We start from the raw sequence: 25,464 nt of genomic DNA on the forward strand, positions 1-25,464 counted from the left end.
CGCCCGCACGCAAGGCGGGGACGTCCCGGGGACTGACGCGTGCACGCCTGCAGGTGATCCGGCGTCAGCCGCTTGCCCGCGCGGGTACGCATCCCGCATGACGATGCAGACCGACTCGGAGAAGGCGGTGTGGCGGGAGCGCGGCGCCCCTCTCGTCGCACCTGCGGCGGCCGGGCCCCTCAGCGGCGTGCGCCTCGCGGTCAAGGACGTGCACGCCGTCGCCGGCCACCGGATGGGCGCCGGGAACCCGTACTGGCTCGAGGAGGCCGAGCCGGAGACCCGCAACTCCTGGGCGGTCCAGGCACTTCTCGACGCGGGGGCGGAGGTGACCGGCATCGCCCAGACCGACGAGCTGACCTACAGCCTCGACGGGACCAACGCCCACTACGGCACGCCGCCCAACCCGGCCGCCCCCGGCCGCATCCCCGGCGGCTCCAGCAGCGGACCGGCCTCCGCCGTCGCCCTCCGCGAGGCCGACGCCGGACTCGGCAGCGACACCGCCGGGTCGATCCGGGTGCCGGCCTCCTACTGCGGGCTCTACGGGATGCGGCCCACGCACGGCGCCGTACCCGTGACCGGCATGCTGCCGCTCGCCCCGCGCTTCGACACCGTCGGCTGGCTCGCGAGGGACGCGGAGACGCTGCTGCGGGTGGGAGACGCGCTGCTTCCGCCCGCCGAGGACGCCGGGCGCGACGAACAGCAGCGCAGCGGCCGCGGGGACGGCGGCGTGACGGGCACCGGCCGGGGCGTCGCGGGCCCGGAGGGAGGGGTGCCCTTCCATACGGCTCTCATCGACGAGAGCCTCCTCGCTCCGGCCGACGACGCGGTACGCGAGGGCTTCGCCCCGGCGGTGGAGGAGCTGGCCGAGCGGACCGGTCTGCGCGTCGAGACGTATCCGCTGCTGGGGCCCGAGGGCGCCGACTGCGAGCTGCGGGCCGGCGCCTTCTCCGCCGTACAGGCCGTACAGGTGTGGGAGAACGACGGGGAGTGGGTCGCCTCGCACCCGGACGCGCTCGGGACCGGAGTCGCCGAGCGCTTCGCCTGGGCCTCCGCCGTCACCCGGGAACGGGCGGAACGCGCCGCGCAGTCGGTACGCGCCACCGCGCTCGGCCTGGACGCCGCCCTCTCCCCCGGCACGCTGCTCATGCTGCCCGCGGCGGCCGGTCCCGCACCGCGCGTCGACTCCACGTCCGCGGAACGGGACGACGTGCGACGCCGCACCATCCAGCTCACCTGCCTCGCGGGCATCGGCGGCCTGCCCTGCGTGGTGCTCCCGGGCATGACGGCCGGCGGCCTGCCGGTCGGCCTGTGCGCCGTCGCGGCGCGCGGCCAGGACCGGGCGCTGCTCCGGCTCGCCCTCGCCGGCGGCGTCCGGCGCGAAGACTGAGGCCGGCGGCGTCCGGCGCGAAGACTGAGGCCGGCGGCGTCCGGCGCGAAGACTGACGCCGGGGACGCCCGGCGGGAGGGCGGCCCGTCAGGCGGGTCCGCCGCCGGACGCCTCCTGCCGCAGTTCGACCTTGCGGACCTTGCCGCTGACCGTCATGGGGAACTCCGCCATGACGCGCAGGTGCCGCGGGATCTTGTAGTGCGCCAGCCGCCCGGCGCAGAAGGCGGCGATCTCGTCACGGGTGGGCGGATCGCCCTGGTCGTGCGGGATGACGCAGGCGAGGATCTCCTCCCCGTAGCGCTCGTCGGGGACGCCGACCACCTGCACGTCGGAGATCTTGGGATGCGTGTAGAGGAACTCCTCGATCTCGCGCGGATAGACGTTCTCCCCGCCCCGGATGATCATGTCCTTGATGCGGCCGGTGATGGCGAGGTACCCGTCCTCCCTCATCACGGCGAGGTCGCCCGTGTGCATCCAGCGGCCGGCGTCGATGACCTCCGCGGTGCGCTCCGGCTCCTCCCAGTAGCCCAGCATCACCGAGTATCCGCGGGTGCACAGCTCTCCCGCCGCGCCCCGGGGCAGCGTCACCCCGGTACCCGGGTCGACGACCTTCACCTCCAGATGCGGCAGCACCCTGCCGACGGTGGCGGTACGGCGTTCCAGGTCGTCGTCGGTACGGGTCTGCGTGGAGACCGGCGAGGTCTCCGTCATGCCGTAGCAGATCGCCACCTCGGCCATGTGCATCTCTGCGACGACGCGCTTCATCACCTCGACGGGGCAGGGCGAGCCGGCCATGATCCCGGTCCGCAGCGAACTCAGGTCGTACGACGCGAAGTCGGGGAGCCCCAGCTCAGCGATGAACATCGTCGGCACCCCGTAAAGCGACGTGCACCGCTCGTCCTGCACCGCCTTGAGGGAGGCGGCGGGCTCGAAGGACGGCGCGGGGATGACGACGCAGGCGCCGTGGCTGGTGGCCGCGAGGTTGCCCATCACCATGCCGAAGCAGTGGTAGAAGGGCACCGGCAGGCACACCCGGTCCTGCTCGGTGTAGCCCAGCAACTCCCCTACGAAATAACCGTTGTTGAGGATGTTGTGGTGGGAGAGCGTCGCTCCCTTGGGGAACCCCGTGGTCCCTGAGGTGTACTGGATGTTGACCGGGTCGTCGCAGCTCAGGAGAGCTTCGGCCGCTCGGAGTTCGTCCTCCCCCACGGCGTCGCCGGCGGCCGCCAGCTCGTCCCAGCCGGGTGTGCCGATGTGCACGGTCTCCGCCAACCGCGGACACTCGCCGGCCACTTCCCGGGCCATCGCCCGGTAGTCACTCGTCTTGTACTCGGTGGACGCGATCAGCATGCGCACGCCCGACTGCCGCAGCACGTAGGCGAGTTCGTGCGTGCGGTAGGCGGGATTGATGTTGACCATGACGGCACCGATCCGGGCCGTCGCGTACTGGACGAGCAGCCACTCGGGGCAGTTGACCGCCCAGATCCCCACCCGGTCGCCCCTGCTGATGCCGCGCGCGAGCAGTCCGCGCGCCAACTGGTCGACGTCCGCGGTGAACTGGGCGTACGTCCACCGCCTGCCGCTGGGGGCGTCGACCAGCGCCTCACGCTCGGGATGCGCCGCCGTGGTGCGGTCGAGGTTGCTGCCGATGGTGTCGCCGAGCAGGGGCGTCGTGGCGGTCCCGCTCGCGTAGGAGAGCTCCGTCGGATGTCCGGTCACCGGGACCTCCTCGTCGTGAAGGCGTCGCGCTGGCACACACGCCCGGCCGGGGACCCCCGGGGCGTCCGGCGAGGGACGTGCCCTGGCATCCTGCGCCACGGGCCTGCCCGGCACCACCCCCCGTCGGCTCCGAAGTACCGGGCTCGCGGACAGCCGCCCGCCTACCGGAGCTTCAGCGGGCGGCCCCCGAGCCCATGGTGTCGGGCGGCCCCGGGCGCCGGGGCCGCCGGCGGGTCAGCCGCGGCAGCGGCGCCGGTAGTACGCCCAGGTGACGGCGGCGAGGAGCGGCGCCCAGGCGAGCAGCGGCAGGTAGCACACGATGAGCACCGCCTGCCACAGCCCGTCGGAGAAGCCGAACCCGGCCAGCGTGGGGAAGTCGCGGAACGCGTACGCCCAGATGGCCTGGAGCGCGACGGCGCCCGCGGCGGCGGGCACGAGCGCTGCCGCCGGCCGCACGCGCCGCCCGCCCAGCAGCGGGATCCACCGCGGCACGCGCTCGCCCCAGGGCTGGACCAGGCCGAGCGTGAGCAGGGCGAGCCCTTCGCACAGGACGCTGAGGAAGACGAAGTAGACGGCGTCCCCGCCGTCGGTGCGCACGGGCGCGCCGTCGACCGTCAGGCCCATGGGGAAGCCCAGCGCCAGTCCGACGCGCCACAGCCCCGACGGCAGCGTGGTGAGCGGCACGAGATGGGCGGCGAGGACGGCCCAGCGCTGCGGCGGCCGCCCGTCCCAGGGGAAGGCGGGTTCGCGCGGAGCGTGGACGGAGGGGCCGGGAACGGGACGGTGGTCGCTGCGTTTCGCTGTCCGAGTCACCTGTCCAGCCTGGCCGCGGCACCTGGCGACGCCGTCCCGCTGCGGAAGGAACCGTCTCCGCCGCGCGGGCGACCCGGGGGCGCCTCCCTCCTCCTGAAGGCGGGGGCTCTTCCTGTGAGACGGGTGGGCAGGCCGTCGTGCGGCTGCCTGACGGGCGCGCGTGAGCGGGCGCGTTCCGGAGGGGCGCGTTCCCGCGTACGGGCCTCGGCGCGTGCGGACGACTCAGCCGGCCACCGCGTGCAGGACGAGGATGGCCAGATCGTCCTCGACGGGTTCCGGACCGAAGTCGTGCGCCGCCTGCCGTACGCGCTCGGCCACCGCCATCGCTCCCATGCCCCCGCATCCAGCGAAGATGTCGGCCAGACCGTCGTCGTCGTCCAACTGCCGCTGGCCGCTGCGACGTTCGGTGACGCCGTCGGTCACGCACAGCAGCGTCTCGCCCGGCGCGAGGTCGAAGGAGTAAGCAGTGAACTCGGTGCCGTCGTCGATGCCCAGGAGCATCTGCTGCTCCGCCACCCGCACCACTCCCGTCCCGGGCGACAGTTTCAGCGGCGGGGGGTGTCCGGCGCTCGCCAGGGTGCAGCGCGCCCCGCCGCCCTCCGGGTCGGGCTGCAGCTCGCCGTAGACGAGGCTGAGGAACCTCGGCTGGGCACTCTCCCCTCCCACGGCCACCGCTTCGGCGCCCTCCTCCGCCATGGCGGCGTTGAGCCGTCCGAGCACGGACTCGACCCCGTGGCCCTCCCGGGCCAGCAGCCGCACGAGGTGCCGCGTCAGTCCCGTCACGGACATCGCTTCGGGGTCCTTGCCCTGCACGTCGCCGAGGAGGAAGGCCCACCGGCCGTTGCCCATGGGGAACAGGTCGTAGAAGTCTCCGCCGACGGTCTGGCCCCTGCCGTGCGGCTCGTAGACGATCGCCGACTCCACCCCGGGGAGGCTGGCCAGGGACGGCGGGAGCTGCCTGCGCTGCAGCGCGCGGCTGATGCTCGTCTGCCGGGTGTACTGGCGGGCGGTGACGACGGCCTGCGCGACGCGGCGTGCGACGTCCTCGACCGTGCGGGCCACGGTGTCGGTCGTCTCCGGAGGACCGGCACGTCCGATCACCAGTGAGCCGACACAGGTTCCGCCCGAGACCAGCGAGAACGCCAGAGCCGATCCCCCCGTCCCGTCCTCGTCGGCGCCCTCCGGCCAGGGCCAGGGGATGCCGACCGTCCGCAGGGTGGGCGGCGGCGGGTCCGGTTCGAGGGCGAAGCGCAGGGCGTCGACGCGGCGCTCGTCGGCGTGCCAGACGCGGGAGAGCCGCATCGCCCCGGACTCGGTCGTCAGCCATACGGCACACCAGTCGGCGAGCCGCGGCACGAGGAGCTGGCCCGCCAGTGCGGCGACCATGTCCTCGTCGAGCTGCCCGGCCAGCAGCTCGCTGGCCTCGGCGAGGAAGGCACCGCCGCGGTCGGTCCACTCGGCGACGCGCCTGCGGTCGGCCCGTACGGACGGGGAGAAGATCTCGGCGGCGTCCAGCTCGCGGTGCATGGCTTCGCTGAGCGCTCCCGCCGGCGCGGGCACGATCTCGGAGACCGCGAGGCGGAACCAGACCACCTTCTCGGTGCGCCGGTAGGTCACGCCCCAGGACTCCGCGAGCGCCCCGACGATCTGCAGGCCGAGCCCGCGCCCGCGCTGGCCCGAGGTGTCGCCGGTGACCCGGCCGGAGGGCTGCCGGTCGGCCACCTCCACCAGCACGCCGGTGAGCTGCCCGCCGTCGGCCGGCTCTCCCGGGCCCTGACCGGACGTCTCCAGCCCGCAGGCGATCTCTACGTCGGTGCCGGCGTGCATGAGGGAGTTGGTGACGAGTTCGCTGACCAGGAGCGCGGCGTCGTCCGCGAGGCGCTCCAGCTTCCAGGCTTCTGAGCCCGCCGGGGGCGGGCCCTCGCTGATGGCCGCGCGTACGAGGGTGCGGGCCCGGGCCGGTGCGAGCTGGCTCGCCGACAGCGCCGTCCGCGTGACGGGATCGCTGAGACCGGAGAACGGCAGTCGCACGGGTATCTCCTGACTCGGATCAGAAAGCACCAAAGCCACTACAATAGGATAAAGGCCATACTTCCTGGTCGCTGGGAATGAGGTGCCATGGACGACCCGCTGGGGCAGTCGGTGCGCACGGCCGATCTGCGTCCACTGCTGGGAGCGCTCCGGTCGCTGTCGGACGGGGATTTCTCCGTCAGGGCAGCGACCGAGGCGGACGGGATACTGGGCGAGATCGCCGGAGTGTTCAACCAGATAGCTGCCCGCAACGAACATCTCTCCTCCGAGCTGCGGCGGGTCCGCGACGGAGTGTCCAAGCAGGGGGCTCTCGACGAGCGGATCACGGCGAGTCCCGGCGCGGGAGGCTGGGCGACCAACGTCGACGACGCGAACCACGTGATCGAGGCGCTCGCGGCCCCGGTCACCAAGGCCACGCGCGTCCTGGAGGCCGTCGCCGACGGCGACCTCACCCAGCACATCGATCTGCGCGACGGTCACCGCCTCGAAGGGGACCTCGGTCGCCTGGGGAACGGGCTGAACCGGCTCGTCGACCAGCTGTCCATGTTCACCGGCGAGGTGACGAGAGTCGCCCGCGAGGTCGGCACCGAGGGCCGCCTGGGCGGCAGGGCCGACGTGGGGGCGCTCTCGGGAGACTGGCGGCACGTGACCGAGGCCGTCAACACGATGACGGAGCGGCTGACCGGTCAGGTACGGGACATCGCCGGGGTGACCACGGCGGTCGCCCGCGGTGATCTCACGCAGAAGGTGACGGCCGAGACCGCCGGCGAGCTGCAGGACCTGAAGCTCACCGTGAACACGATGGTCGACCAGCTCTCCGCCTTCGCCGACGAGGTCACCCGCGTCGCCCGCGAGGTCGGCACCGAGGGCAACCTCGGCGGCCAGGCCGAGGTGAGGGGCCTGTCGGGGGCGTGGAAGAACCTGACGGACAACGTCAACACGATGGCGTCCAACCTGACTTCGCAGGTACGCAACATCGCCCAGGTCTCGGCGGCCGTGGCGCAGGGCGACCTCAGCCAGAAGATCACCGTCGACGCCAAGGGCGAGATCCTCCAGCTGATGAGCAACGTCAACAGCACGGTCGACCAGCTCTCCGCCTTCGCCGACGAGGTCACCCGCGTCGCCCGCGAGGTCGGCACCGAGGGCAACCTCGGCGGCCAGGCCGAGGTCAAGGGCGTCTCGGGCGTGTGGCGCGACCTGACCGACAACGTCAACCTCATGGCGTCGAACCTGACTTCGCAGGTGCGCAGCATCGCGCAGGTCGCCACAGCCGTCGCCGAGGGCGACCTCAGCCAGAAGATCACCGTCGACGCCAAGGGCGAGATCCTTCAGCTGAAGACGACGCTCAACACGATGGTCGACCAGCTCTCCGCCTTCGCCGACGAGGTCACCCGCGTCGCCCGCGAGGTCGGCACCGAGGGCAACCTCGGCAGGCAGGCTCAGGTGAGGGACGTCTCCGGCGTCTGGAAGGACCTCACCGACAGCGTCAACTCCATGGCCCTGAACCTGACTTCGCAGGTACGCAACATCGCGCAGGTGACCACGGCCGTCGCCAACGGCGACCTGTCCAAGAAGATCGACGTCGACGCCCGCGGCGAGATCGCCGAACTCAAGGACACCGTCAACACGATGGTCCACCAGCTGCGGGCGTTCTCGGACGAGGTCACCCGTGTCTCCCGTGAGGTCGGCACCGAGGGCAACCTCGGCGGCCGGGCCCAGGTGCACGGTGTCTCCGGCGTCTGGAAGGACCTCACAGACAACGTCAACTTCATGGCGACGAACCTGACTTCGCAGGTACGCAACATCGCGCAGGTCGCCACCGCGGTCGCCAACGGCGACCTGTCCAAGAAGATCGACGTCGACGCCCGCGGGGAGTTCCTGGAGCTGAAGACGACGCTCAACACGATGGTCGACACCCTCTCCTCCTTCTCCTCGGAGGTGACCCGTGTGGCCCGCGAGGTGGGCAGCGAGGGCCAGTTGGGAGGGCAGGCACGCGTCGAGGGCGTCTACGGCACCTGGAAGGGCCTGACGACCAGCGTCAACGAGCTCGCCTCCAACCTGACGAACCAGGTGCGCGCGATCGCCGAGGTCGCCAGCGCCGTCGCGCAGGGCGACATGTCCCGCACCATCTCCGTCGACGCCCGCGGCGAGGTCGCCGAACTCAAGGACAACGTCAACGTGATGGTCGGCAACCTGCGCGAGACCACACGCACCAAGGACTGGCTGGAGTCGAACCTGACCCGCATCGCCGGCCTCATGCAGGGGCACCGCGACCTGGTGGAGGTCGCCGACCTCATCCTGCGGGAGCTGACGCCGCTGGTGAACGCGCAGGCCGGCGCCTTCTTCCTGGTCGGCCCCGGCGCCGCGCCCGGCGAGGAGCTGGAGTTCATCGCCGGGTACGGCACCAGGGGGCCCGGCGAGGCCGAGGCGCAGACCAGCGGCCCGATGCGCGGCCTGATCGCGCAGGCCGTCGAGGAGAAGAAACGCATCCTCATCGAGGACGCTCCGCCGGATTACGTCCGGGTCGAGTCGGGCCTCGGCGCCGCGCCGGCGGCCAACATCCTCATCCTGCCGATCCTCTTCGAGGACCGCGCGCTCGGCGTCATCGAGGTCGCCTCGTTCAGCAAGTTCAACGACATCTACCTGACGTTCATCGACCAGTTCGTGCACACCATCGGCGTCTCGGTGAACACCATCATCGCCAACGCCCGTACCGAGGTGCTGCTCTCGGAGTCGCAGCGGCTCACCAAGGAGCTGCGGCAGCGCTCCGAGGAGCTGCAGCGCACGAACGCCGAGCTGGAGGAGAAGGCGGCGCTGCTGGCCACGTCCTCGCAGTACAAGTCGGAGTTCCTGGCCAACATGTCGCACGAGCTGCGTACTCCGCTGAACTCGCTGCTCATACTGGCCCGGCTGCTCGCCGACAACCCCGACGGGCGGCTGTCCGACCAGGAGGTGGACTTCGCCAACACCATCTACCGCTCCGGCTCGGACCTGCTGCAGCTCATCAACGACATCCTCGACCTGTCGAAGGTCGAGGCGGGCCGCATGGACGTGCGCCCGAAGAAGCTGCCGCTGACCAAGCTCCTGGACTACGTGCACGCCACGTTCCGACCGATGACGATCGACCGGGGCCTTGCCTTCGAGATCGCGGTCGGCGAGAACGTTCCGCGCGAGCTGTTCTCCGACGAGCAGCGGCTGCAGCAGATCCTGCGCAACCTGCTGTCCAACGCGGTGAAGTTCACCCCGTCGGGAGGCATCGAACTGCGCGTGGAGCGCGTCACGACACGGGAGTTCGAGGAGGAGACGCTCCGCAAGGCGGATTCCGTGCTGGCGTTCTCCGTCAAGGACACCGGCAGCGGCATCCCCCCGGAGAAGCTGTCGGTGATCTTCGAGGCGTTCCAGCAGTCCGACGGCACCACGAACCGCAAGTACGGCGGCACCGGGCTGGGCCTCTCCATCAGCCGTGAGATCGCGGGACTGCTCGGCGGACGCATCGACGTCGAGAGCGAGGAGGGCGTGGGCTCCCGCTTCACCCTCTACGTCCCCGCCGTCTACCCCGGCAGCACCCCCTCCACCGAGCCGGGTCCCGCGTCGATGGCGCGTACGGCCTCCGGCGATGCGACCACGGAAGCGCTCGGTGCTCCGCCCGTGCCGGCCGCTCTCCCGGAGCCCGCGCCCACCCCGCACGCGGAGCCCCCGGCCGACGGCGGGGCCCCCGCGGCCCCGTCCGCCGAACGCCCCGAGCGCGGCGCGGGCACCACGGCCGCAGCCTGGCCGGAGGCCACGCACACCGGGCCCCCCGCCCCGCCGGACAGCCCGCCGCGCCAGTCGGCCCCCGAAAGGCCGGTCGAGCCCGTCACCCCGGAGCGCGGCGCGCCCGCCGAGCCCCGCGAGCCCGGCGGCGGCGCACACGACGACACGTGGCCGGAGACGACGCAGCTCAAGCGGTGGCTCAGCGGGCCGCAGGGCCGGGTCCTGTCGGGCGCGAACGTGCTGATCGTCGACGACGACATCCGCAACGTCTTCGCCCTCACCCACGTGCTGGGACGGGTGGGGATCTCCGTGAAGTACGCGGAGAACGGCCGGGAGGGCCTGGACGTCCTGGACCGCTCCCCCGAGGTGTCGCTGGTCCTGATGGACATCATGATGCCGGAGATGAACGGCTACGAGGCGATCCGCACCATCCGCAACACTCCCCGGCTCGCGGGACTGCCCGTCATCGCCCTGACGGCGAAGGCCATGTCGGGCGACAGCCAGAAGGCCCTGGACAGCGGGGCCGACCTCTACGTCGCCAAGCCGGTGGAGGTGGACAAGCTGCTCGCCTCGATGTACGAGCTGCTCAACGCGCAGGACCGGCCCCAGGGCACCGAGGCCCCGCCCGGCGGCACGGCCTCGCCGGACGGCACGGCCTCGCCGGACGGCAGGGCCTCGCCGGACGGCAGGGCCTCGCCGGACGGCAGGGCCTCGCCGGACGGCAGGGCGTCGCCGGACGGGAGCGGACCGGCCCAGGACGGTTCCGGCCATCCCGCCGACGAGAACGCCGACCCGCCCGGGCGGACCTCATGAGCACCCCCACGCCGGACAGGTCGAGCATCCTCATCGTCGACGACATGCAGGAGAACCTCGTCGCCCTGGAGGCCGTGCTGGGACCTCTGGACCAGCAGCTGGTCACCGCCCGGTCCGGCGAGGACGCGCTCAAGGCGATGCTGCGGCAGGACTTCGCGGTCGTCCTGCTGGACGTCCTGATGCCCGGCATGGACGGCTTCGAGACGGCCAGCAACATCAAGCGCCTCGACCAGACCAAGGACGTTCCGATCATCCTGCTGACCGGCACCGACGTCGACGCCGACTACGCCTACCGCGGATACGCCCTGGGCGCCGCGGACTTCCTCTCCAAGCCCATCGACCCCTGGGTGCTGCGCACCAAGGTCAACGTGTTCCTGGACCTCGACCGCAAGAACCGGCAACTCGCCGTCCAGGCCGAGCAGTTGCGCCGTCTTCTGGTCGCCGAGCAGGCTCCGGGAAGGAGCGGCGGGCCGGCGGCGGAAGGCCCGCTGGAGGGCACCGCCGGCGGGAACGGCCGCATGGGAGCCGGCACGGGCGGTGCGGAACGCCTCGCGGAGATCACCGAGAAGCTCACGGAGATCGAGGTGCTGGTGCGCGACTCGCAGCATCCCGACAAGACCGGACTCGCGGACCGTATCGCCGAGTTGGAGGCCGCGGTCCGCGCCCTCAGCTCGGGAGAGGGCGGGGCGTAGCTCCTCCGCCCCGCTCCTCCCGGGTCTCAGCGGTCCCGCAGATAGACGTCCGTCGACGCGGTCGCCATGTCGCGCCCCGCACAGGCCCGCCTGCGCGCCTCACGCACTCCGGCACTCGCCGCCGACTCGATGCGCAGGCCCTCCGCGCTCGTTTCGCCCCGCCGCCGCTCGCGGCGCACGAGGACGGCCGTCAGCCAGGCGATCACGCACACCGTCACGGCCGCCACCGCGATGACAGTCACCATGGGTCCCCCCGGAACCATCGACCAGGGGGCCATTTTCAGGCATCCCGCCCTTTCCGGGCCAGACGGTTTCCGGCCTTCAGCGTGACGCCGGGCCGTCCGGCGTGACCGTCACGCCCGTCAGACCCGACACGGCCGGGGTCCCCGCGGCGTCCACCTCCACCCCGAACCGCCGCTCGCCCAGCCGCAGGCCGCGAGCCCGCAGCGGCCGGTAGGCGGCGGACATCTCGGGGCGCACGGTGAGCCGTCCCGCCGGGGCGTCCGCCTCCAGCCCGAGGACCGCCTGAAGCACCGCCACGACGGAAGCCGCTGCCCACGCCTGCGGACGGCAGGCCGCAGGGTAGGGCGCCGGACGCGCGTCGAGCGCGGTCCCGTGGCCGGCGAACAGCTCGGGCAGCCTTCCGTCGAAGGAGACGGACGCGCGGACCAGTCCCGCGGCGAGCGACTCGGCGGCGGCGTGGTGACCCGCTCGTGAGAGGCCCTGCACGGCCGTCGCCGTGTCGTGCGGCCAGACCGTCCCGATGTGGTAGCCCAGCGGGCTGTAGCCGCCGGAGCCCTCCGCGAGGGTGCGCAGGCCGAAGCCGGAGTCGAGCTCCGGCCCGGCGAGCCGCTCCGCCACGAGACGGCTCTCGTGCTCGTCGAGGAGTCCGGTGCCGAGGAGGTGGCCCATGTTGGACGTGACCGCGTCCAGGGGCTGCTTGTCGCTCCCCAACGCGATGGCCGGGTACGGGCCTTGGGCGTCCTCCACCCAGAAGCGGTCGCGGAAGCGGGACTTGAGGCTCGCCGCCCATTCCTCCCAGCGGTCGGCGTCCGGGCGGCCGAAGGCCCGCAGCAGCGCGGCCCCGCCGAGGGCGGCCTCGTGCGCGTACGCCTGCACCTCGCACAGCGCCACGGGGGGCTCGGCGAGCCGGCCGTCGCTGTGGCGTACGGCGTCGCCCGAGTCCTTCCAGCCCTGGTTGGACAGTCCGCGGCCGGTGCTGTCGACGTACTCGAGGAAGCCGTCGCCGTCCGCGTCGCCGTGGCTCTCCATCCACCGCAGCGCCGACTCCGCGTGGGGCAGGAGGCGTTCGACCTCCTCGGCTGGCATGCCCCAGCGCCAGGCGTCGTGCAGCAGCGTCACCCACAGCGGGGTGGCGTCCACCGTGCCGTAGTAGCAGGGCGGCAGGGCGATCTCGTCGCTCACCCGGAGCCCGTCGCGGCGTACCTCGTGGAGGATCTTGCCGGGCTGCTCCTCCGTCGGCGGGTCGGTCCTGGTGCCCTGGCGGCGGGCGAGGGTGCGCAGAGTGCCGGCGGCGAGATCCGTACCGAGCGGCAGCAGCATGCGGGCGGCGATGAGGGAGTCGCGGCCGAAGAGCGTCAGGAACCAGGGGGCGCCTGCCGCGAGGAAGGTGTCGTCGGCGTCGAGGGGGTCCGCGAGCAGCAGCGACCCCAGGTCGGAGCAGGAGCGGGCGAACCAGTGGTCGAGGCCGCGGTCAGCCGAGTCGAGGCCCGCGTCGGCGGCGAGGGCAGCACGGGCCGCGGGCGGCGCCGGACGGAAGGCCGCGCCCCTCTCGTCCTCGACGGTGCAGCGCAGGGTCGCCGTCCAGCGTCCGCCGGCGGCCAGTTCGACGCGGTAGCTCAACTCGCCGGTGACGCCGCCGGAACCGGAACCGCCGCCGGGGCCGGAGCCGCCGGCCCGGTCCGCTCCGGGAGCCGTGGCGGGGACGCTGCGTACGTCGTCCGGCGCGGGCTCGGCGGCCAGCCGTACGGTCAGCTCCTCGTCGGCCCATATGAGGCCGTCGCGCTGCCGTTCCGGGGAGACGTCACGCGTGGGACGCCCGCCCTTGACCGTCTCCAGGGAGGCCAGGTCGCTCGCCGCGCGCACCGTCAACTGCACGCTCGTGGAGGTGCGTCCGGCGTTCACTACGATGAGCGTCTCCACCAACTCGCCGGCTTCGACCCGGCGTTGGCGTTCCAGCGTGACCGCCGGGTCGGGGCTGTGCTCGGCGAGACCGCGCAGGACCGAGCGGAAGGAGGCGCTGTCGGCGGTGTCGGGACCGCCGCTGATGGGGGCGTTGGGCACGCCCTCCGCGACGACGGTCAGCCGGGCGAGGCCCCGGCGGTCGCCGTGGTAGAAGCCGTCCGGGCCTCCGGCGAGCTGCCCGTCCGGCCGGGAGACGGCCATGCTGGGCGCGCAGATCGTGAGGCAGGCGTCGTGCAGGAACGGCTGGAGTTCCACCGGAGCGGCGGACGTGCTCGCGGTACCTGTGCCGTCGTGAGTCTTGACAGTTGTCTCCACGTGGGCGCAACCTCTCAGCCATTGGATCGATCAAAACGACCATAGCAAAGAGGTCAAGGCCCCAATTTGCCCGCTTTGCGCGGTAGATCGACCGCCTTTACCAGCCATCGCTCCCGGGAGCCCGTCCATGCCGTCACCTTCCGTCCCGACGCCGCCCGCCCCGCGCCAGGGCCCTGGCGGCGAGGAGGGCACGCCCCCGGCACCGGGCGCGGCCAAGGGCTCGGTGACGATGGCGATGGTCGCCCGCCGGGCGGGCGTCTCCACGCAGACCGTCTCCAACGCCCTCAACACCCCGGAGCTGCTGCGGCCGGAGACGCTGGAACGCGTCCGCCGCGCGGTCGACGAGATGGGCTATCGCCCGCACCGCGCCGCCCGCTCGCTGCGTACCCGCGCCAGCAGGCTCATCGGCTTCGGCATCGAGCCGGCCGGCCCGGGCAACATGGTGCTCGACCGGTTCCTGCACGCGCTGTCGGAGACGGCAGACGCGGCCGGCTACCGGCTGCTGCTGTTCGCCGCCGGCTCCGGGCAGCGCGAACTGGCCGCGTACGAGGAGCTGCTGGGCGAGCACGGCGTCGACGCCTTCGTCCTGAGCAACACCGCGCATGGCGACCCCCGTCAGGCATGGCTCGACGAACGGGGCATCCCCTTCGTCGCGTTCGGCCGGATGTGGTCCGAGCACGAAGTGGGCGACTGGGTCGACGTCGACGGCGCGGCCGGCACGAAGGCCGCCGTGGACCGGCTGGCCGCCGAGGGGCACCGGCACATCGGCTTCCTCGGCTGGCCTGCCGGGTCCGGCTCCGGTGACGACCGCGCCGAGGGCTGGCGGCGCGGCCTCCTCGCGCGCGGCCTGGAGCCCGAGCACCGGGCGGAGAGCGTCGAGGACGTCGGCGCCGCCGCCCGGGCGGTGGCGCCGCTGCTCGACGCGGGCGTGACGGCGGTGGTCGCCGCCAGCGACACGCTCGCGCTGGGCTGCTACCGCGCGGTCGGCAACGCGGGCGGCACGCCCGGGCGCGAGGTGTCCGTCGTCGGGTTCGACGACTCCCCGGTGGCCTCGCTCCTCTCCCCCGCCCTCGCCAGCGTCGCGCAGCCCCTCGGCGACGTGGGCCGGGAGGCGATGCGCCTGCTGCTGGCCCGCATGGCCGAACCCGCCAAACCTCCCGAGCGGGTGCTGCTGCCGCCCGCGCTGGTCGTACGAGCAAGCCTCGGCGCCGCCTCCGGCTGATCCCCGCCGCGCGCGGCGCACCCGTCACCGCACCACCTCGAATCTCCCTATCGACTCCCCCAGGAGGCCCGCATGTTCCGCCGATCCGCAGTGGCCGTCACCGCGTGCGCGGTGCTCGCCGCCACGACGACAGCCTGCTCGTCAGGGTTCGACAAGAATGAGAACGGACCCGAGCAGGACACCGGCAAAGGCCAGTCGCTCCGCGTCCTCGTCGCCGTCTCCGGCGACGCCGAGACCAAGGCGGTGAAGAAGGCGACCGCCGCCTGGGAGAAGAAGTCCGGGCACAAGGTGACCGTCCAGCTCGCCAAGGACATCGACCAGCAGCTCGCCCAGGCGTTCGCGGGCAACCGCCCCCCGGACGCCTTCTACGTCAACTCCGACCAGTTCGCGAACTACGCCAAGGGCGGCTCCCTCTACGCGTACGGCGAGAAGGTCCCCGACAAGGAGGACTTCGCCCCGCAGCTGCGCAAGGCGTTCACCCACAAGGGCGAACTGGTCTGCCTCCCCAAGGACTTCTCGACCCTCGGCCTCGTCGTCAACACCGAGAAGTGGAAGGAGGCGGGGCTGAGCGAGAAGGACTACCCGGACACCTGGGACGAGCTGGAGAAGACGGCCGCCAAGCTGACCAAGGGGAAGACGGCCGGCCTCGTCACCACCAACGAGTACCAGCGGCTCGGGGTCTTCATGAAGCAGGCCGGCGGCTGGATAACCGACTCCTCCGAGTCGAAGATGACCGCGGACAGCAAGGAGAACGCCGAGGGCCTCGGCTTCGCGAAGAAGCTGCTGCGCTCCGGTTCCATGAAGTACGCCAAGCAGGTCGACACCGGCTGGGCGGGCGAGGCCCTCGGCAAGGGGCGGGCCGCCATGATCATCGAGGGCAACTGGCTCGCGGGCGCCATGAAGCAGGACTTCCCCGACGTCGACTACAAGGTCCTGCCGCTGCCTGAGGGCCCCGCGGGCAAGGGCACGCTGGCGTTCAGCAACTGCTGGGGCGTGGCCAAGGAGAGCACCCACCAGAAGGCGGCCGTCGACCTGGTGCGCCATCTGACGTCCGCCAAGGAGCAGTTGGCGTCCTCCGACGCGATCGGCGTCATGCCGAGCCGGGAGAGCGTGATGGACGAGTTCGCGAAGGAGCACCCGGAGTCGGCCGGCTGGGCCGAGGGCGACGCGTACGCCCAGAGCCCCGTGACCGTGCCCGGATTCACCAAGGTCCTCGACCAGTTCAACTCGGATCTGCAGTCGCTGAGCACGGGCAAGCCCGCCACGATCCTCTCCACACTGCAGCGCAACGGCGAGCAGGCCCTCAAGAAGGGCGACTGAGCAGGAATGTCCACCTCGACCGGGACTCCGGCGCCGCCGTCCACCGCAGGGCGGCCCGGCCCGTCCCCACGCTCCCGCTTCGCCTCCCGCGGCACACGCGGCCGTGAAGGCCTGTGGGGCTGGCTGTTCGTCAGCCCCATGGTCCTGGGGCTCGGGCTGTTCATGGCGCTGCCGATCGTGATGGCGGCATGGGTGAGCCTGCTGAACTGGGACGGGCAGTCCAACCCGTTCACGCCGGACGCCGACTTCGTGGGCCTGGCCAACTACCGCAGCCTGCTGGCGGAGGACGGCCTCGCGCGGACGCTGCTGGCGACGTCGCTCCGGAACAACACGTACTACGTGCTGCTGACGGTCCCGCTGCAGACCGCCCTCTCGCTGACCCTGGCGATCGTCGTCAACCAGCGGATGCTGCGCGGCCGTAGCATGCTGCGCACGACGTTCTACTTCCCCTCCGTCACCAGCTCGATCGCCGTCTGCACCGTCTTCCTCTTCCTGTTCCAGGGCAGCGGCGCCGTCAACCAGCTGCTGGGGTACGTCGGCGTCAAGGGTCCGAACTGGTTCGCCGATCCGCGCGGCGTCCTGTGGGTGCTGCTGGAGGCGGCCGGCGTCATCGACGGGGAGAAGCCCGGCGGGTTCCTCGCGGAGCACCGGCTCATGGGCCTGCCCTGGTCGGAGTGGCTGGCGGGGCCGTCGGTGGCCATGTGCACCCTCATCCTGCTCGCCGTATGGACGACGTCGGGCACCTTCATGCTCATCTTCCTCGCGGCGCTGCAGAACATCCCCCGGGAGCTGGAGGAGGCGGCGGCGCTGGACGGGGCCGCACGCCGGCACGTGCTGCGCCACGTACTGCTGCCTGCGCTACGTCCGGTGATGTTCCTGGTGACGACGCTCGGCCTGATCGCCACCTGGCAGGTCTTCGACCAGGTGTACGTGCTGGGGCAGGGCGATCCCGCGAACACGACGCTCACCCCGGCCTTCCTCTCCTACTCCTACGGCTTCGACAACGCGGAGTTCGGACAGGGAGCCGCGATCTCCTTCGTCCTGCTTGCGATCGTCCTGCTGATGACGGGAGTCCAGCGTGTGCTCCTGCGCGAGCGGGGGTCCCGCCGGCCGAGGAGAGCGCGCGGACGACAGGCCCAGGACACGCCGGAGAAGGGAGCGGTCCGTGCGCACGACTGACGCAGAGGGGACGGGCACGGAGACGACCGTCCCCGGCACGAACGGCAACGGGACAGCGGGTACCGGCGGTGCGGGCACGAGCGGTGCGGTTACGGGCAGTGCGGCGGCCGGCAAGGCGGCGCGTGCCGGCAGGAGGAAGCAGGCCGCAGCGGCGGAGGAGCGCCCGGTACTGGCCCGCTTCCCGCGCCCGGCACGGCTCGCCGGTTACACGCTGCTCCTGGCTTTCGCCCTGCTCTACGCGCTGCCGTTCCTGATCCAGGTGGCGACGAGCTTCAAGACCGACCCGGAGGCCGCGTCGCGTCCGCTCTCGCTCCTGCCGGAGGCGCCCACCACCGCCGTCTTCGAGAAGCTGAGCGGCTCCGGCGAGGCGGGGGACGGCGTGCCGTTCACGCGCTGGCTGGGCAACAGCACGCTGGTGACGGTGGTGGTGACGCTCGGCCGGGTCCTCTTCGACTCGGCGGCCGGCTACGCGCTGGCCCGGTTGCGCTTCCGCGGCCGTGCCCTGCTGGTCACGTTCGTCATCGCGGTCATGGCCGTTCCGCCGGTCGTGCTGCTGATCCCGAAGTTCCTGGTGCTCAACACGCTCGGCATCTTCGACACCTACACCGGGATGATCGTGCCGCTGCTGTTCGACGCGGCGGGGATCTTCATCATGAAGCAGTTCTTCGAATCGATACCGCGCGAGGTGGAGGAGGCGGCCCGCATCGACGGTGCGGGCATCGGGCGCATCTTCTGGTACGTCGTCCTGCCGATGTCGCGGCCCGCGCTGATCACGGTGACACTGCTGTCCTTCCAGGGCTCGTGGAACGAGTTCACGCACTTCCTGGTGGCCACGCAGTCGAGCGACTACGAGACCCTGACCACCGGTCTCGCGCGCTTCGTCTCGGGCGGGCTGGGCGCGGGCACGCAGTACCCGCTGAAACTGGGCGCCGCCCTGCTCTCGACGATCCCGGTCGCGGTGCTGTTCTTCTGCTTCCAGCGGTACTTCATCCGCGGGGCCAACGCCGGCGCGGTGAAGGAGTAGCAGGAACACGAGCGCGCTCCCGCCCCTTGACGGGGCGGGAGCGCGTCGACGCGGCAGCGGGCCTGTGCGTGACCCGCGCCGCGTCAGTCCGTCAGGTTCGTCGGACGGTAGGGCTTGTACTCGCTGCCGGACTCCAGGCCGTAGTCGAGCACCCGGTGGTCCGTGCCGTGCCCGCCGCGCTGCTCGAACGCGGAGTAGGCGGTGTGCGAGTCGTCGGTCCACTTCTCGAAGATCACCACGTGGCGCGTGGTGTTCGAGCCGTCGGCGTCGATGAGCAGGTCGCCGGGCTTGAGGTCACCCAGGTTGATCGGGGTGGTCAGGTCCCGGTTGCCCGCCAGCTCGACGGTGTTGGGACCGGACTTCCACAGGCCCAGCGTCATCGAGACGTAGCCGGAGCAGTCCTGGCGGTACCCGTCGGTCCAGGTCTCGGTCTGGCTGTAGGGCACCTGCGCCCCGTTGTTGGCGGTCAGCCAGGTCGCCGCACGCTCCAGCATCTGGGCCCGTGTGACGGCATCGGCCTTGGTGCTCTTCTCGCTCTGGGCCGCGGCCGCGGGCTTGTCGGTGGGGGTGGCGGTCGCGGTGGACGGCAGGACAGCGAAGCCCAGGACGGCGGCACTGCCGGCGGCCACAGCAGCCAGCGATATGCGCGCGCGCCGGCTGATGGACGTGATTGACATGTCGCTTCTCTCATGTGGGGGGGTCGGGCCTGCCTCCCGGACGGGTCCACGGCCTTGCGTGAGAGTCCGGGAAGCACGCACATCCTGGTGCCGCCCTCCTTGTGAACGCCGCCCCCGGAACCGGACCTTCACCTCATGGGCACAAACGGAATGCGGTCATCGGGGCAGAAGTGGTTTCTTCTTCCGACAGGCCCGCGCAACCGGTTCCGCAGGTCGGCCCATTGAAGGTGAAGACCCCACGCACCCTCGCCGGGCACAGGGCCCGGCCTGTCGAAACCCGGAGCGCCCGAAATTCGTTGGAACGGCCCCGCCGCCCGTGAAACGGTCCCGCCATGCCTGACACCACCGAGCAGCCGCTGCCGGACCTCTCCGGGACGTTCGAGTCCTTCGACGGGACAGCCGTCGGATACAGGCGGACCGGATCCGGGCCGCCGCTCGTCATGGTGCACGGTTCCGGCGGAGGACTGCACTCCTGGCAGCCGGTGGCCGAACTGCTCGCCGACCGGCACGAGTTGTGGATCGCCGCCCGGCGCGGTTACGCACCGAGCGGGCCCGCCCGGTCACCGAAGCGCTTCACCGACGAAGTGGGCGACCTGAGGGCACTGATCGACAGGATCGGACAACCCGTGCACCTGGCCGGCATGTCCTACGGCGCCACCGTCGCCCTGCACGCCGCGGCAGCCGGGCTCCCGGTGCGCTCCCTCGCCCTGTGGGAGCCCCCGCTCTTCGCCGCGGGCAGCGAACTGACGTCCGTCCAGGCGCGGTTCGAGCAGCTGACGGCGCAGGACGACCGGCGGGGGGCCGAGCTGCTGCTGGCGCGGGAGGTCGCCCGCATCCCCGCCGCGCTGCTGGAGCTCATGGACGCCGGGGAGCCGGACGGCGACGAGCCCTCCGACGCGCCCGGCTGGTGCGGCGACCTCGAATCGATGGCCGCCGAGACGGCGGACGTGCGGCGCTGGACCGCCGTCACCGTGCCGGTACTGCTCATGCGGGGCGCCGACACGTGGCAGCCGATGCCGGAGACCCTCGACCGCCTCGCTGCCGCGCTGCCCGACGTGACGCAGAAGTCGTTCCCCGGCCAGATGCACTTCGCACCGTCGCTCGTCCCCGAGGACGTGGCGGCGGAGATCGGCGCCTTCCTGGCGCACCGCTGACGGCTTCCCGAACACGCCCGCACGCGCCGCCGAGCCGGGTACCGCACGCCGACGCCCGTCTCAGCAGCGGGAGTTGAGCCCCGACGTCCCTGGGCCGTGCCCGCCAGGCCGCACCCGTCCCGTCACACTCGCACTGCACCAGGGGCGGCGACGTGGGCGCAGGCGCCCGCCGGGCTCAGACGGACAGCGTCTCGACGGAGACCTCCCACAGGCGTTCCGCTGCCGCGGGGTCGAGGGCGTACGGCGCCACGCCCCGGCTCCCGCCGGGCTCGCCGCGCGGCGCCTCGTCGCAGTCCTCGAAGTACCGGCCGCCCACGCCTTCCAGCAGCGGCGACGTCGCCAGCAGCACGGAGGCCGCCGCTCCCTGCGCGGGCGTCCTCCAGGCGGGGGCGTCCGGTCCCGCCTCGGCTCTCATACGCCGCAGCTCCCCCTCGTCGGCGTGCCGCTGGAGCCGCGTCGGAACCGCCCCCGGCGTCAGCGCGTTCACCGCGATCCCGTCGCTCTGCCAGCGCCGCCACGCCCCGACGGCGAAGAGCACGTTGGCGGTCTTGGACTGCCCGTAGGCCTGCCACGGATCGTAGGGACGCTCGCGGAAGTGGACGTCCTCGAAGACGACGGGCGAACGCAGGTGGGCGCTCGAACTGACGGACACCACGCGGGCGCCGCCCGCCGCTGCCAGCGCGCGGTGCAGCCCCACCGTGAGCGCGAAGTGGCCGAGGTGGTTGGTGGCGAACTGCAGCTCCCAGCCCTCCGGCGTGCGTGACTCCGGAGCGGCCATCACTCCGGCGTTGTTCACCAGGATGTGCAGGGGCCCTTCCCAGCCGGCGATGAACGCGGCGACCGACTTGCGGTGGGCGAGGTCCAGCGGTGCGACGCGTCCCCTGGTGTTGCCCGTGCCCGCGCCGATGTCCTCCGCCGCACGCCGTCCCGCGGCCGTGTCCCGTACGGCCAGCGTCACCTCGGCACCGGCTCCGGCCAGCGCGCGGGCGGTCTCGGCGCCGATTCCGGAGGAGCCTCCGGTGACGACGGCCCGGACACCCGTCAGGTCGATGCCGTCGACGACCTCGGCGGCGGTGGAGTCGGCGGTGAAGGGCGTGCTGATGGGGGCGGTTTCGGTCATGGTCTGATCCCGTCTCGCGCGGCGGTCCGGAGTGGGGAGGCCCGCCCTCGTGCGACGCGAAACGGAGGAGGAGCCTCCACTACGACCACTACCGGCGAGCCCCACCGTCATCAAGGTGCCCCGCCGACGTGGCCCCGCGGACGAGGGGCCCCGCCCTCCACCCCGGGGAGGGCAAGGCCGCCGGTGCCCGAATTGACAGATCGGACGGGGGTGCCAGGCTGGAAAGGAGGACGATCCGGGGCGTGCGGCACCTGTCCGGCGCCACCGCGAGGAGCGGACGTCACCGGGTCACGGAGCCGCGGCGCCGGGCCGACGGGCCGCGCTCCGGCACGGCACACCCTGACGGGAGCCACTCATGACCCACGCAGCGAGCGCCCCCCTGCGGGCGAAGGCCACGGCCTCCGCGTCCAGCGTCGTGATGCGGGAACCGCTGGCCATCTACCTCAACGACCACCTGCTCGGTGCGACCAGCGGCAGCGAGCTGGCACGGCGGGTGGCGAAGCAGCAGGCGCAGTCGGCCGACGGCGCCGCCCTGGTGCGCCTCGCCGACGAGATCGCGCAGGACCGCGCCGAACTGCTGCGGATCATGGACGACCTGGGGGTGCCCGTCCGCCGCTACAAGATCGGCATCGGATGGGTCCTGGAGAAGGCGGGCCGCGCGAAGTCGAACGGCTCCCTCCTGCGCCGGGCGCCGCTGAGCAGCCTCATCGAACTCGAGTCGCTGCGCGCGGGCGTCGAGGCGAAACGGCTGATGTGGCAGGCGCTGCGCGCGGCCGGGGCGGACCGGACGGGCCCCCTGGGCCCGGACCGGCTGACGGAGCTTCTGCACCGGGCGCGGCGGCAGTCGGAGACGCTCGAAGAGCTGCACCAGCGGACGGCGGCCGTCCTCGCACGGTCCTGACCGGCGCCCACGCAGGCCGTGCGCGGGCTGCGTGGATGCCGGCCCGTCCTCCTCACCCGTCTCACCTGCCGGAACGCAGGGCGACAGGGGTTGAACCGCGCGCGAGCCTCGCACACAATGCGTGACATGACAGCTGCCGCCGACATCCTCGTGGGACGTCTCCACGTCGATCTGTGCCGCCTTCACAGCGCGGCCTGTCGCAGCTGACACCTCGCCGCGGCCTCCGGCCGCCGCGCTTCTCTCTCCTCTTCTGGCGGAATCGCTTTCCGACGGAATCGCTGTCCGCGGCATCGCGCCGCTTCTTCCCGTGCCGTGTGCCGGGGCCCTTTCAGCGCGCCCGGGCGTGACCGCCGGGCCGTGACGCGTCATGGCCGGGCCCCCGTGCGCCCGGCCGCCACCCCTGCCTGACTCCCACCTTCCCTGGAGCTTCCGTGTCCACTGCGGCATCGCGCCCGGACGTCCAGCCGTCGCCGTCCGGCAGCGCCTCCACTCCCGAGGCGCCTCTGACTTTCCACTGGTTCCTGCCCACGACCGGCGACAGCCGCCACGTCGTCGGCGGGGGCCACGGCTCGACGCCGGGTTCCGCCGGGGGCGACCGTCCCGCGTCAATCGAGTACCTCGGCCAGATCGCCCGCAGCGCCGAGCAGTTGGGCTTCACCGGTGCGCTGACCCCCACCGGTGCGTGGTGCGAGGACGCCTGGATCACCACCGCCATGCTCACGCAGGTCACCGAACGCCTGAAGTTCCTGGTGGCGTTCAGGCCCGGCCAGATCTCCCCGACGCTCTCCGCGCAGATGGCGGCCACGTACCAGCGGCAGTCCCACGGGCGGCTGCTGCTGAACGTCGTCACCGGGGGCGAGTCGGCCGAGCAGCGCGCGTACGGCGACTTCCTCGGCAAGGACGAACGGTACGCCCGCACAGGCGAGTTCCTCGGCATCGTTCGGCGCCTCTGGAACGGAGAGCGCGTCGACCACGACGGGGACCATCTGCGCGTCGAGGGCGCGGAGTTGAACCGGCTGCCCGACCCGGTGCCGCAGATCTACTTCGGCGGCTCCTCCCCCGCCGCCGGTGAGGTCGCCTCCCGTCACAGCGACGTGTACCTCACGTGGGGCGAGCCGCCGCAGCAGGTGAAGCAGAAGATCGACTGGATCCGGTCGCTGGCGGAGGCCAGGGGGCGGACGGTGCGCTTCGGCATCCGGCTGCACACGATCAGCAGGGACACCTCGGCCCAGGCGTGGGCCGAGGCGGAGCGGCTGCTCGACGGCATGGACCCCGAACGCATCAAGGCGGTCCAGCAGGGTCTCGCGGCAAGCGAGTCGGAGGGGCAGCGCCGCATGCGCGAGCTGCACGGCAGCGGCACCAGCGACCAGCTCGAGATCTACCCCGGACTGTGGGCGGGCGTGGGGCTGGTGCGGGGCGGCGCGGGCACCTCTCTCGTCGGCAGCCACGCGGAGGTCGCGGCCCTCATCGAGGAGTACCACCGCCTGGGCATCGAGGAGTTCGTCCTGTCGGGAGTGCCGCACCTGGAGGAGGCGTACTGGTTCGGCGAGGGCGTACTGCCGCTCCTGGAGAAGCACGGGCTGTGGCGCCATCCGGCGGGCCCGCACCCGGCGGAGGCGGGCCTCGTCCCGTTCGCGGGCCGGTGAGCGCCGCAGCGCCGGTCCAGCCGGTTCCCACGGCGCGGGACGCGGAGCCGCGCAAGCTCAGGACGGTGGTGCTCTCCAGCCTGCTGGGGACGACCGTCGAGTGGTACGACTTCTTCCTCTACAGCACGGCCGCGGGGCTCGTCTTCGGCGAGCTGTTCTTCCCCACGGCGAACGGCACCGTCGGGACCATGCTCTCCTTCGCGACGTTCGCCGTCGGCTTCGTCGCACGTCCGGTCGGCGGGCTGCTGTTCGGGCACATCGGGGACCGGATCGGACGCAAACGCACCCTCGCCTTCACCATGGGCCTGATGGGGGTCTCCACAGCCCTCATCGGCGTGCTCCCCACCTACGAGCAGGCGGGACTCCTCGCTCCGGGTCTGCTGCTGGTGCTGCGCATCGCGCAGGGGGTGGCCCTGGGCGGCGAGTGGGCCGGTGCCGTGCTGCTGGCGGTCGAGTACGGTCCGCCGGGCCGCAAGGGCAGGTTCGGCAGCTATCCGCAGATCGGTCTGGCGCTCGGACTCGCCCTGGGCACGGGGGCGTTCGCGCTGCTGAACAACGTGCTCAGCGACAGCGCGTTCCTCGGGTGGGGATGGCGGGTGGCCTTCCTGGTCTCCCTCGTACTCGTCGGACTCGGCCTGACCGTGCGGCTGAAGATCGACGAGACGCCCGCGTTCCGGGCGCTGCGGAAGCTGAAGCAGCCGCCCCGCCCGGCCCCTCTGGTCGAGCTGCTGCGTGAACCGGAACCGCGGCGGCACGTGCTTCTGGGCATGCTGGCCCGGTGGGGCGAGGGCGCGGCGTTCAACACCTGGGCCGTCTTCGCGATCACGTACGCGACGTCGACGCTCCGGCTGGACCGCACCGCCGTCCTGCTGTCGGTGACGGCCGCCGCCCTGGTGATGGCCGTGGTGATACCCCTCTCCGGACGGCTGACAGACCGTCAGGGGGCGCGCCACGTCTACCTCGTGGGGATGGCGCTGTTCGCACTGTCGGTCTTTCCGGCCTTCTGGCTCTTCGGCGTGGGCGGGCCATGGGGGTTCGCCGCGGTTCTCGTCCTGACCCTCGGCGTCGTGCACGCGTACTTCTACGGAGCCCAAGGCACCCTGTTCGCGGCCCTCTTCCCCACCCGGATCCGCTACACGGGCATGTCGTTCGTCTACCAGATGTCCGGCATCGTCTCGTCCGGCATCACGCCGCTGATCATGACCGCGCTGCTGGCCGCCGCCTCCGGCAGCCCCTGGGCGGCCTGCGCCTACCTGGCCTCCACCGGCCTCGTCAGCATCTGGGCGACGGCCCGGCTGCGGGAGGCGGACCTGCACATCGCCACGGGGCCTGCCGCGCAGACCGGGCAGACGAAGGGGGAAGCCGCGGAGACGGACGGGCCCTCCAAGGTTGCCGCCGCGGCCCCCGGCGCCGGTTCCCTCTCCGGGGAGGCGAGCGCCCGTAGCCGCTGAGCACCGCCCGACGTCACGACGGCGCTCCCGCTGCCGGCCTCC

18 protein-coding genes are annotated in these 25,464 nt (G+C 72.3%); 11 read left to right on the plus strand and 7 right to left on the minus strand.

What is annotated here, in order from left to right; genetic code table 11:
• Positions 1-97: 97 nt before the first annotated feature.
• Positions 98-1,387: an amidase family protein gene (locus IEY56_RS02655; protein WP_229711540.1), complete on the plus strand. Its 1,290-nt coding sequence runs from the start codon at positions 98-100 to the stop codon at positions 1,385-1,387.
• An 87-nt stretch (positions 1,388-1,474) separates the two neighbouring features.
• Here the strand turns inward: IEY56_RS02655 and IEY56_RS02660 are convergent, their stop codons facing one another.
• The 3 genes from IEY56_RS02660 to IEY56_RS02670 form a co-directional block, all read right to left on the minus strand.
• Complete coding sequence (locus tag IEY56_RS02660; protein WP_189035417.1) at positions 1,475-3,106, minus strand: AMP-binding protein; 1,632 nt, start codon at positions 3,104-3,106, stop codon at positions 1,475-1,477.
• 234 nt (positions 3,107-3,340) lie between these two features.
• Positions 3,341-3,919: a hypothetical protein gene (locus tag IEY56_RS02665; protein ID WP_229711542.1), complete on the minus strand. Its 579-nt coding sequence runs from the start codon at positions 3,917-3,919 to the stop codon at positions 3,341-3,343.
• Between the two features lie 222 nt (positions 3,920-4,141).
• A complete protein-coding gene (locus IEY56_RS02670) occupies positions 4,142-5,956 on the minus strand; it encodes a SpoIIE family protein phosphatase (RefSeq protein WP_373292031.1) in 1,815 nt (604 codons plus the stop codon).
• 81 nt (positions 5,957-6,037) lie between these two features.
• Here IEY56_RS02670 and IEY56_RS02675 point away from each other — a divergent pair, with 81 nt between their 5' ends.
• Together IEY56_RS02675 and IEY56_RS02680 are read left to right on the plus strand one after the other, a co-directional pair.
• On the plus strand, positions 6,038-10,516 hold the full coding sequence (locus tag IEY56_RS02675; protein WP_189035418.1) for a HAMP domain-containing protein: 4,479 nt from the start codon (positions 6,038-6,040) through the stop codon (positions 10,514-10,516).
• The gene (locus IEY56_RS02680) at positions 10,513-11,208 is read left to right on the plus strand and encodes a response regulator (protein WP_189035419.1); all 696 of its coding nucleotides are present in this window, start codon (positions 10,513-10,515) and stop codon (positions 11,206-11,208) included. Before IEY56_RS02675 ends, IEY56_RS02680 begins: the two co-directional genes overlap by 4 nt.
• A 26-nt stretch (positions 11,209-11,234) precedes the next feature.
• Here the strand turns inward: IEY56_RS02680 and IEY56_RS02685 are convergent, their stop codons facing one another.
• Positions 11,235-11,453, minus strand: coding sequence for a hypothetical protein (locus tag IEY56_RS02685; protein WP_189035420.1), 219 nt, complete (start codon positions 11,451-11,453; stop codon positions 11,235-11,237).
• Positions 11,454-11,529: 76 nt separating this feature from the next.
• Positions 11,530-13,728, minus strand: a complete 2,199-nt coding sequence (locus IEY56_RS02690) for an amylo-alpha-1,6-glucosidase (RefSeq protein ID WP_229711546.1) — start codon at positions 13,726-13,728, stop codon at positions 11,530-11,532.
• 127 nt (positions 13,729-13,855) lie between these two features.
• Between IEY56_RS02690 and IEY56_RS02695 the strand changes: the two genes are divergently transcribed.
• The 4 genes from IEY56_RS02695 to IEY56_RS02710 all read left to right on the plus strand — a co-directional run bounded on the left by IEY56_RS02695 (position 13,856) and on the right by IEY56_RS02710 (position 18,473).
• Complete coding sequence (locus IEY56_RS02695) at positions 13,856-14,950, plus strand: LacI family DNA-binding transcriptional regulator (protein ID WP_189035421.1); 1,095 nt, start codon at positions 13,856-13,858, stop codon at positions 14,948-14,950.
• Between the two features lie 72 nt (positions 14,951-15,022).
• Positions 15,023-16,270 carry a sugar ABC transporter substrate-binding protein gene (locus IEY56_RS02700; RefSeq protein ID WP_189035422.1) on the plus strand — a complete coding sequence of 416 codons (1,248 nt, stop codon included), beginning with the start codon at positions 15,023-15,025 and terminating at the stop codon, positions 16,268-16,270.
• A 6-nt stretch (positions 16,271-16,276) separates the two neighbouring features.
• A complete protein-coding gene (locus IEY56_RS02705) occupies positions 16,277-17,449 on the plus strand; it encodes a carbohydrate ABC transporter permease (protein WP_229711548.1) in 1,173 nt (390 codons plus the stop codon).
• Positions 17,436-18,473: a carbohydrate ABC transporter permease gene (locus IEY56_RS02710; RefSeq protein ID WP_229711550.1), complete on the plus strand. Its 1,038-nt coding sequence runs from the start codon at positions 17,436-17,438 to the stop codon at positions 18,471-18,473. Before IEY56_RS02705 ends, IEY56_RS02710 begins: the two co-directional genes overlap by 14 nt.
• Positions 18,474-18,556: 83 nt before the next feature.
• On the opposite strand, the gene IEY56_RS02715 is transcribed toward IEY56_RS02710, so the two are convergent.
• Positions 18,557-19,150 (minus strand): NlpC/P60 family protein, encoded by a 594-nt coding sequence (locus tag IEY56_RS02715; RefSeq protein ID WP_229711552.1) that lies wholly within the window; start codon positions 19,148-19,150, stop codon positions 18,557-18,559.
• A 332-nt stretch (positions 19,151-19,482) separates the two neighbouring features.
• Here IEY56_RS02715 and IEY56_RS02720 point away from each other — a divergent pair, with 332 nt between their 5' ends.
• Positions 19,483-20,304 (plus strand): alpha/beta fold hydrolase, encoded by an 822-nt coding sequence (locus IEY56_RS02720; protein ID WP_189035423.1) that lies wholly within the window; start codon positions 19,483-19,485, stop codon positions 20,302-20,304.
• A gap of 175 nt (positions 20,305-20,479) precedes the next feature.
• On the opposite strand, the gene IEY56_RS02725 is transcribed toward IEY56_RS02720, so the two are convergent.
• Positions 20,480-21,424 carry an SDR family NAD(P)-dependent oxidoreductase gene (locus IEY56_RS02725; RefSeq protein ID WP_189035424.1) on the minus strand — a complete coding sequence of 315 codons (945 nt, stop codon included), beginning with the start codon at positions 21,422-21,424 and terminating at the stop codon, positions 20,480-20,482.
• Positions 21,425-21,779: 355 nt separating this feature from the next.
• Between IEY56_RS02725 and IEY56_RS02730 the strand changes: the two genes are divergently transcribed.
• The 3 genes from IEY56_RS02730 (at position 21,780) to IEY56_RS02740 (ending at position 25,422) form a co-directional block, all read left to right on the plus strand.
• Positions 21,780-22,325 (plus strand): hypothetical protein, encoded by a 546-nt coding sequence (locus IEY56_RS02730; protein ID WP_229711554.1) that lies wholly within the window; start codon positions 21,780-21,782, stop codon positions 22,323-22,325.
• A 503-nt stretch (positions 22,326-22,828) separates the two neighbouring features.
• Complete coding sequence (locus IEY56_RS02735) at positions 22,829-23,971, plus strand: LLM class flavin-dependent oxidoreductase (protein WP_189035811.1); 1,143 nt, start codon at positions 22,829-22,831, stop codon at positions 23,969-23,971.
• Positions 23,968-25,422 (plus strand): MFS transporter, encoded by a 1,455-nt coding sequence (locus IEY56_RS02740; RefSeq protein ID WP_189035425.1) that lies wholly within the window; start codon positions 23,968-23,970, stop codon positions 25,420-25,422. The genes IEY56_RS02735 and IEY56_RS02740 overlap by 4 nt, the downstream gene beginning before the upstream one ends.
• The last annotated feature ends 42 nt before the right edge of the window (positions 25,423-25,464 follow it).

The organism is Streptomyces daqingensis (assembly GCF_014645895.1).
In the GTDB taxonomy this organism is placed as follows: Bacteria; Actinomycetota; Actinomycetes; order Streptomycetales; family Streptomycetaceae; genus Streptomyces; species Streptomyces daqingensis.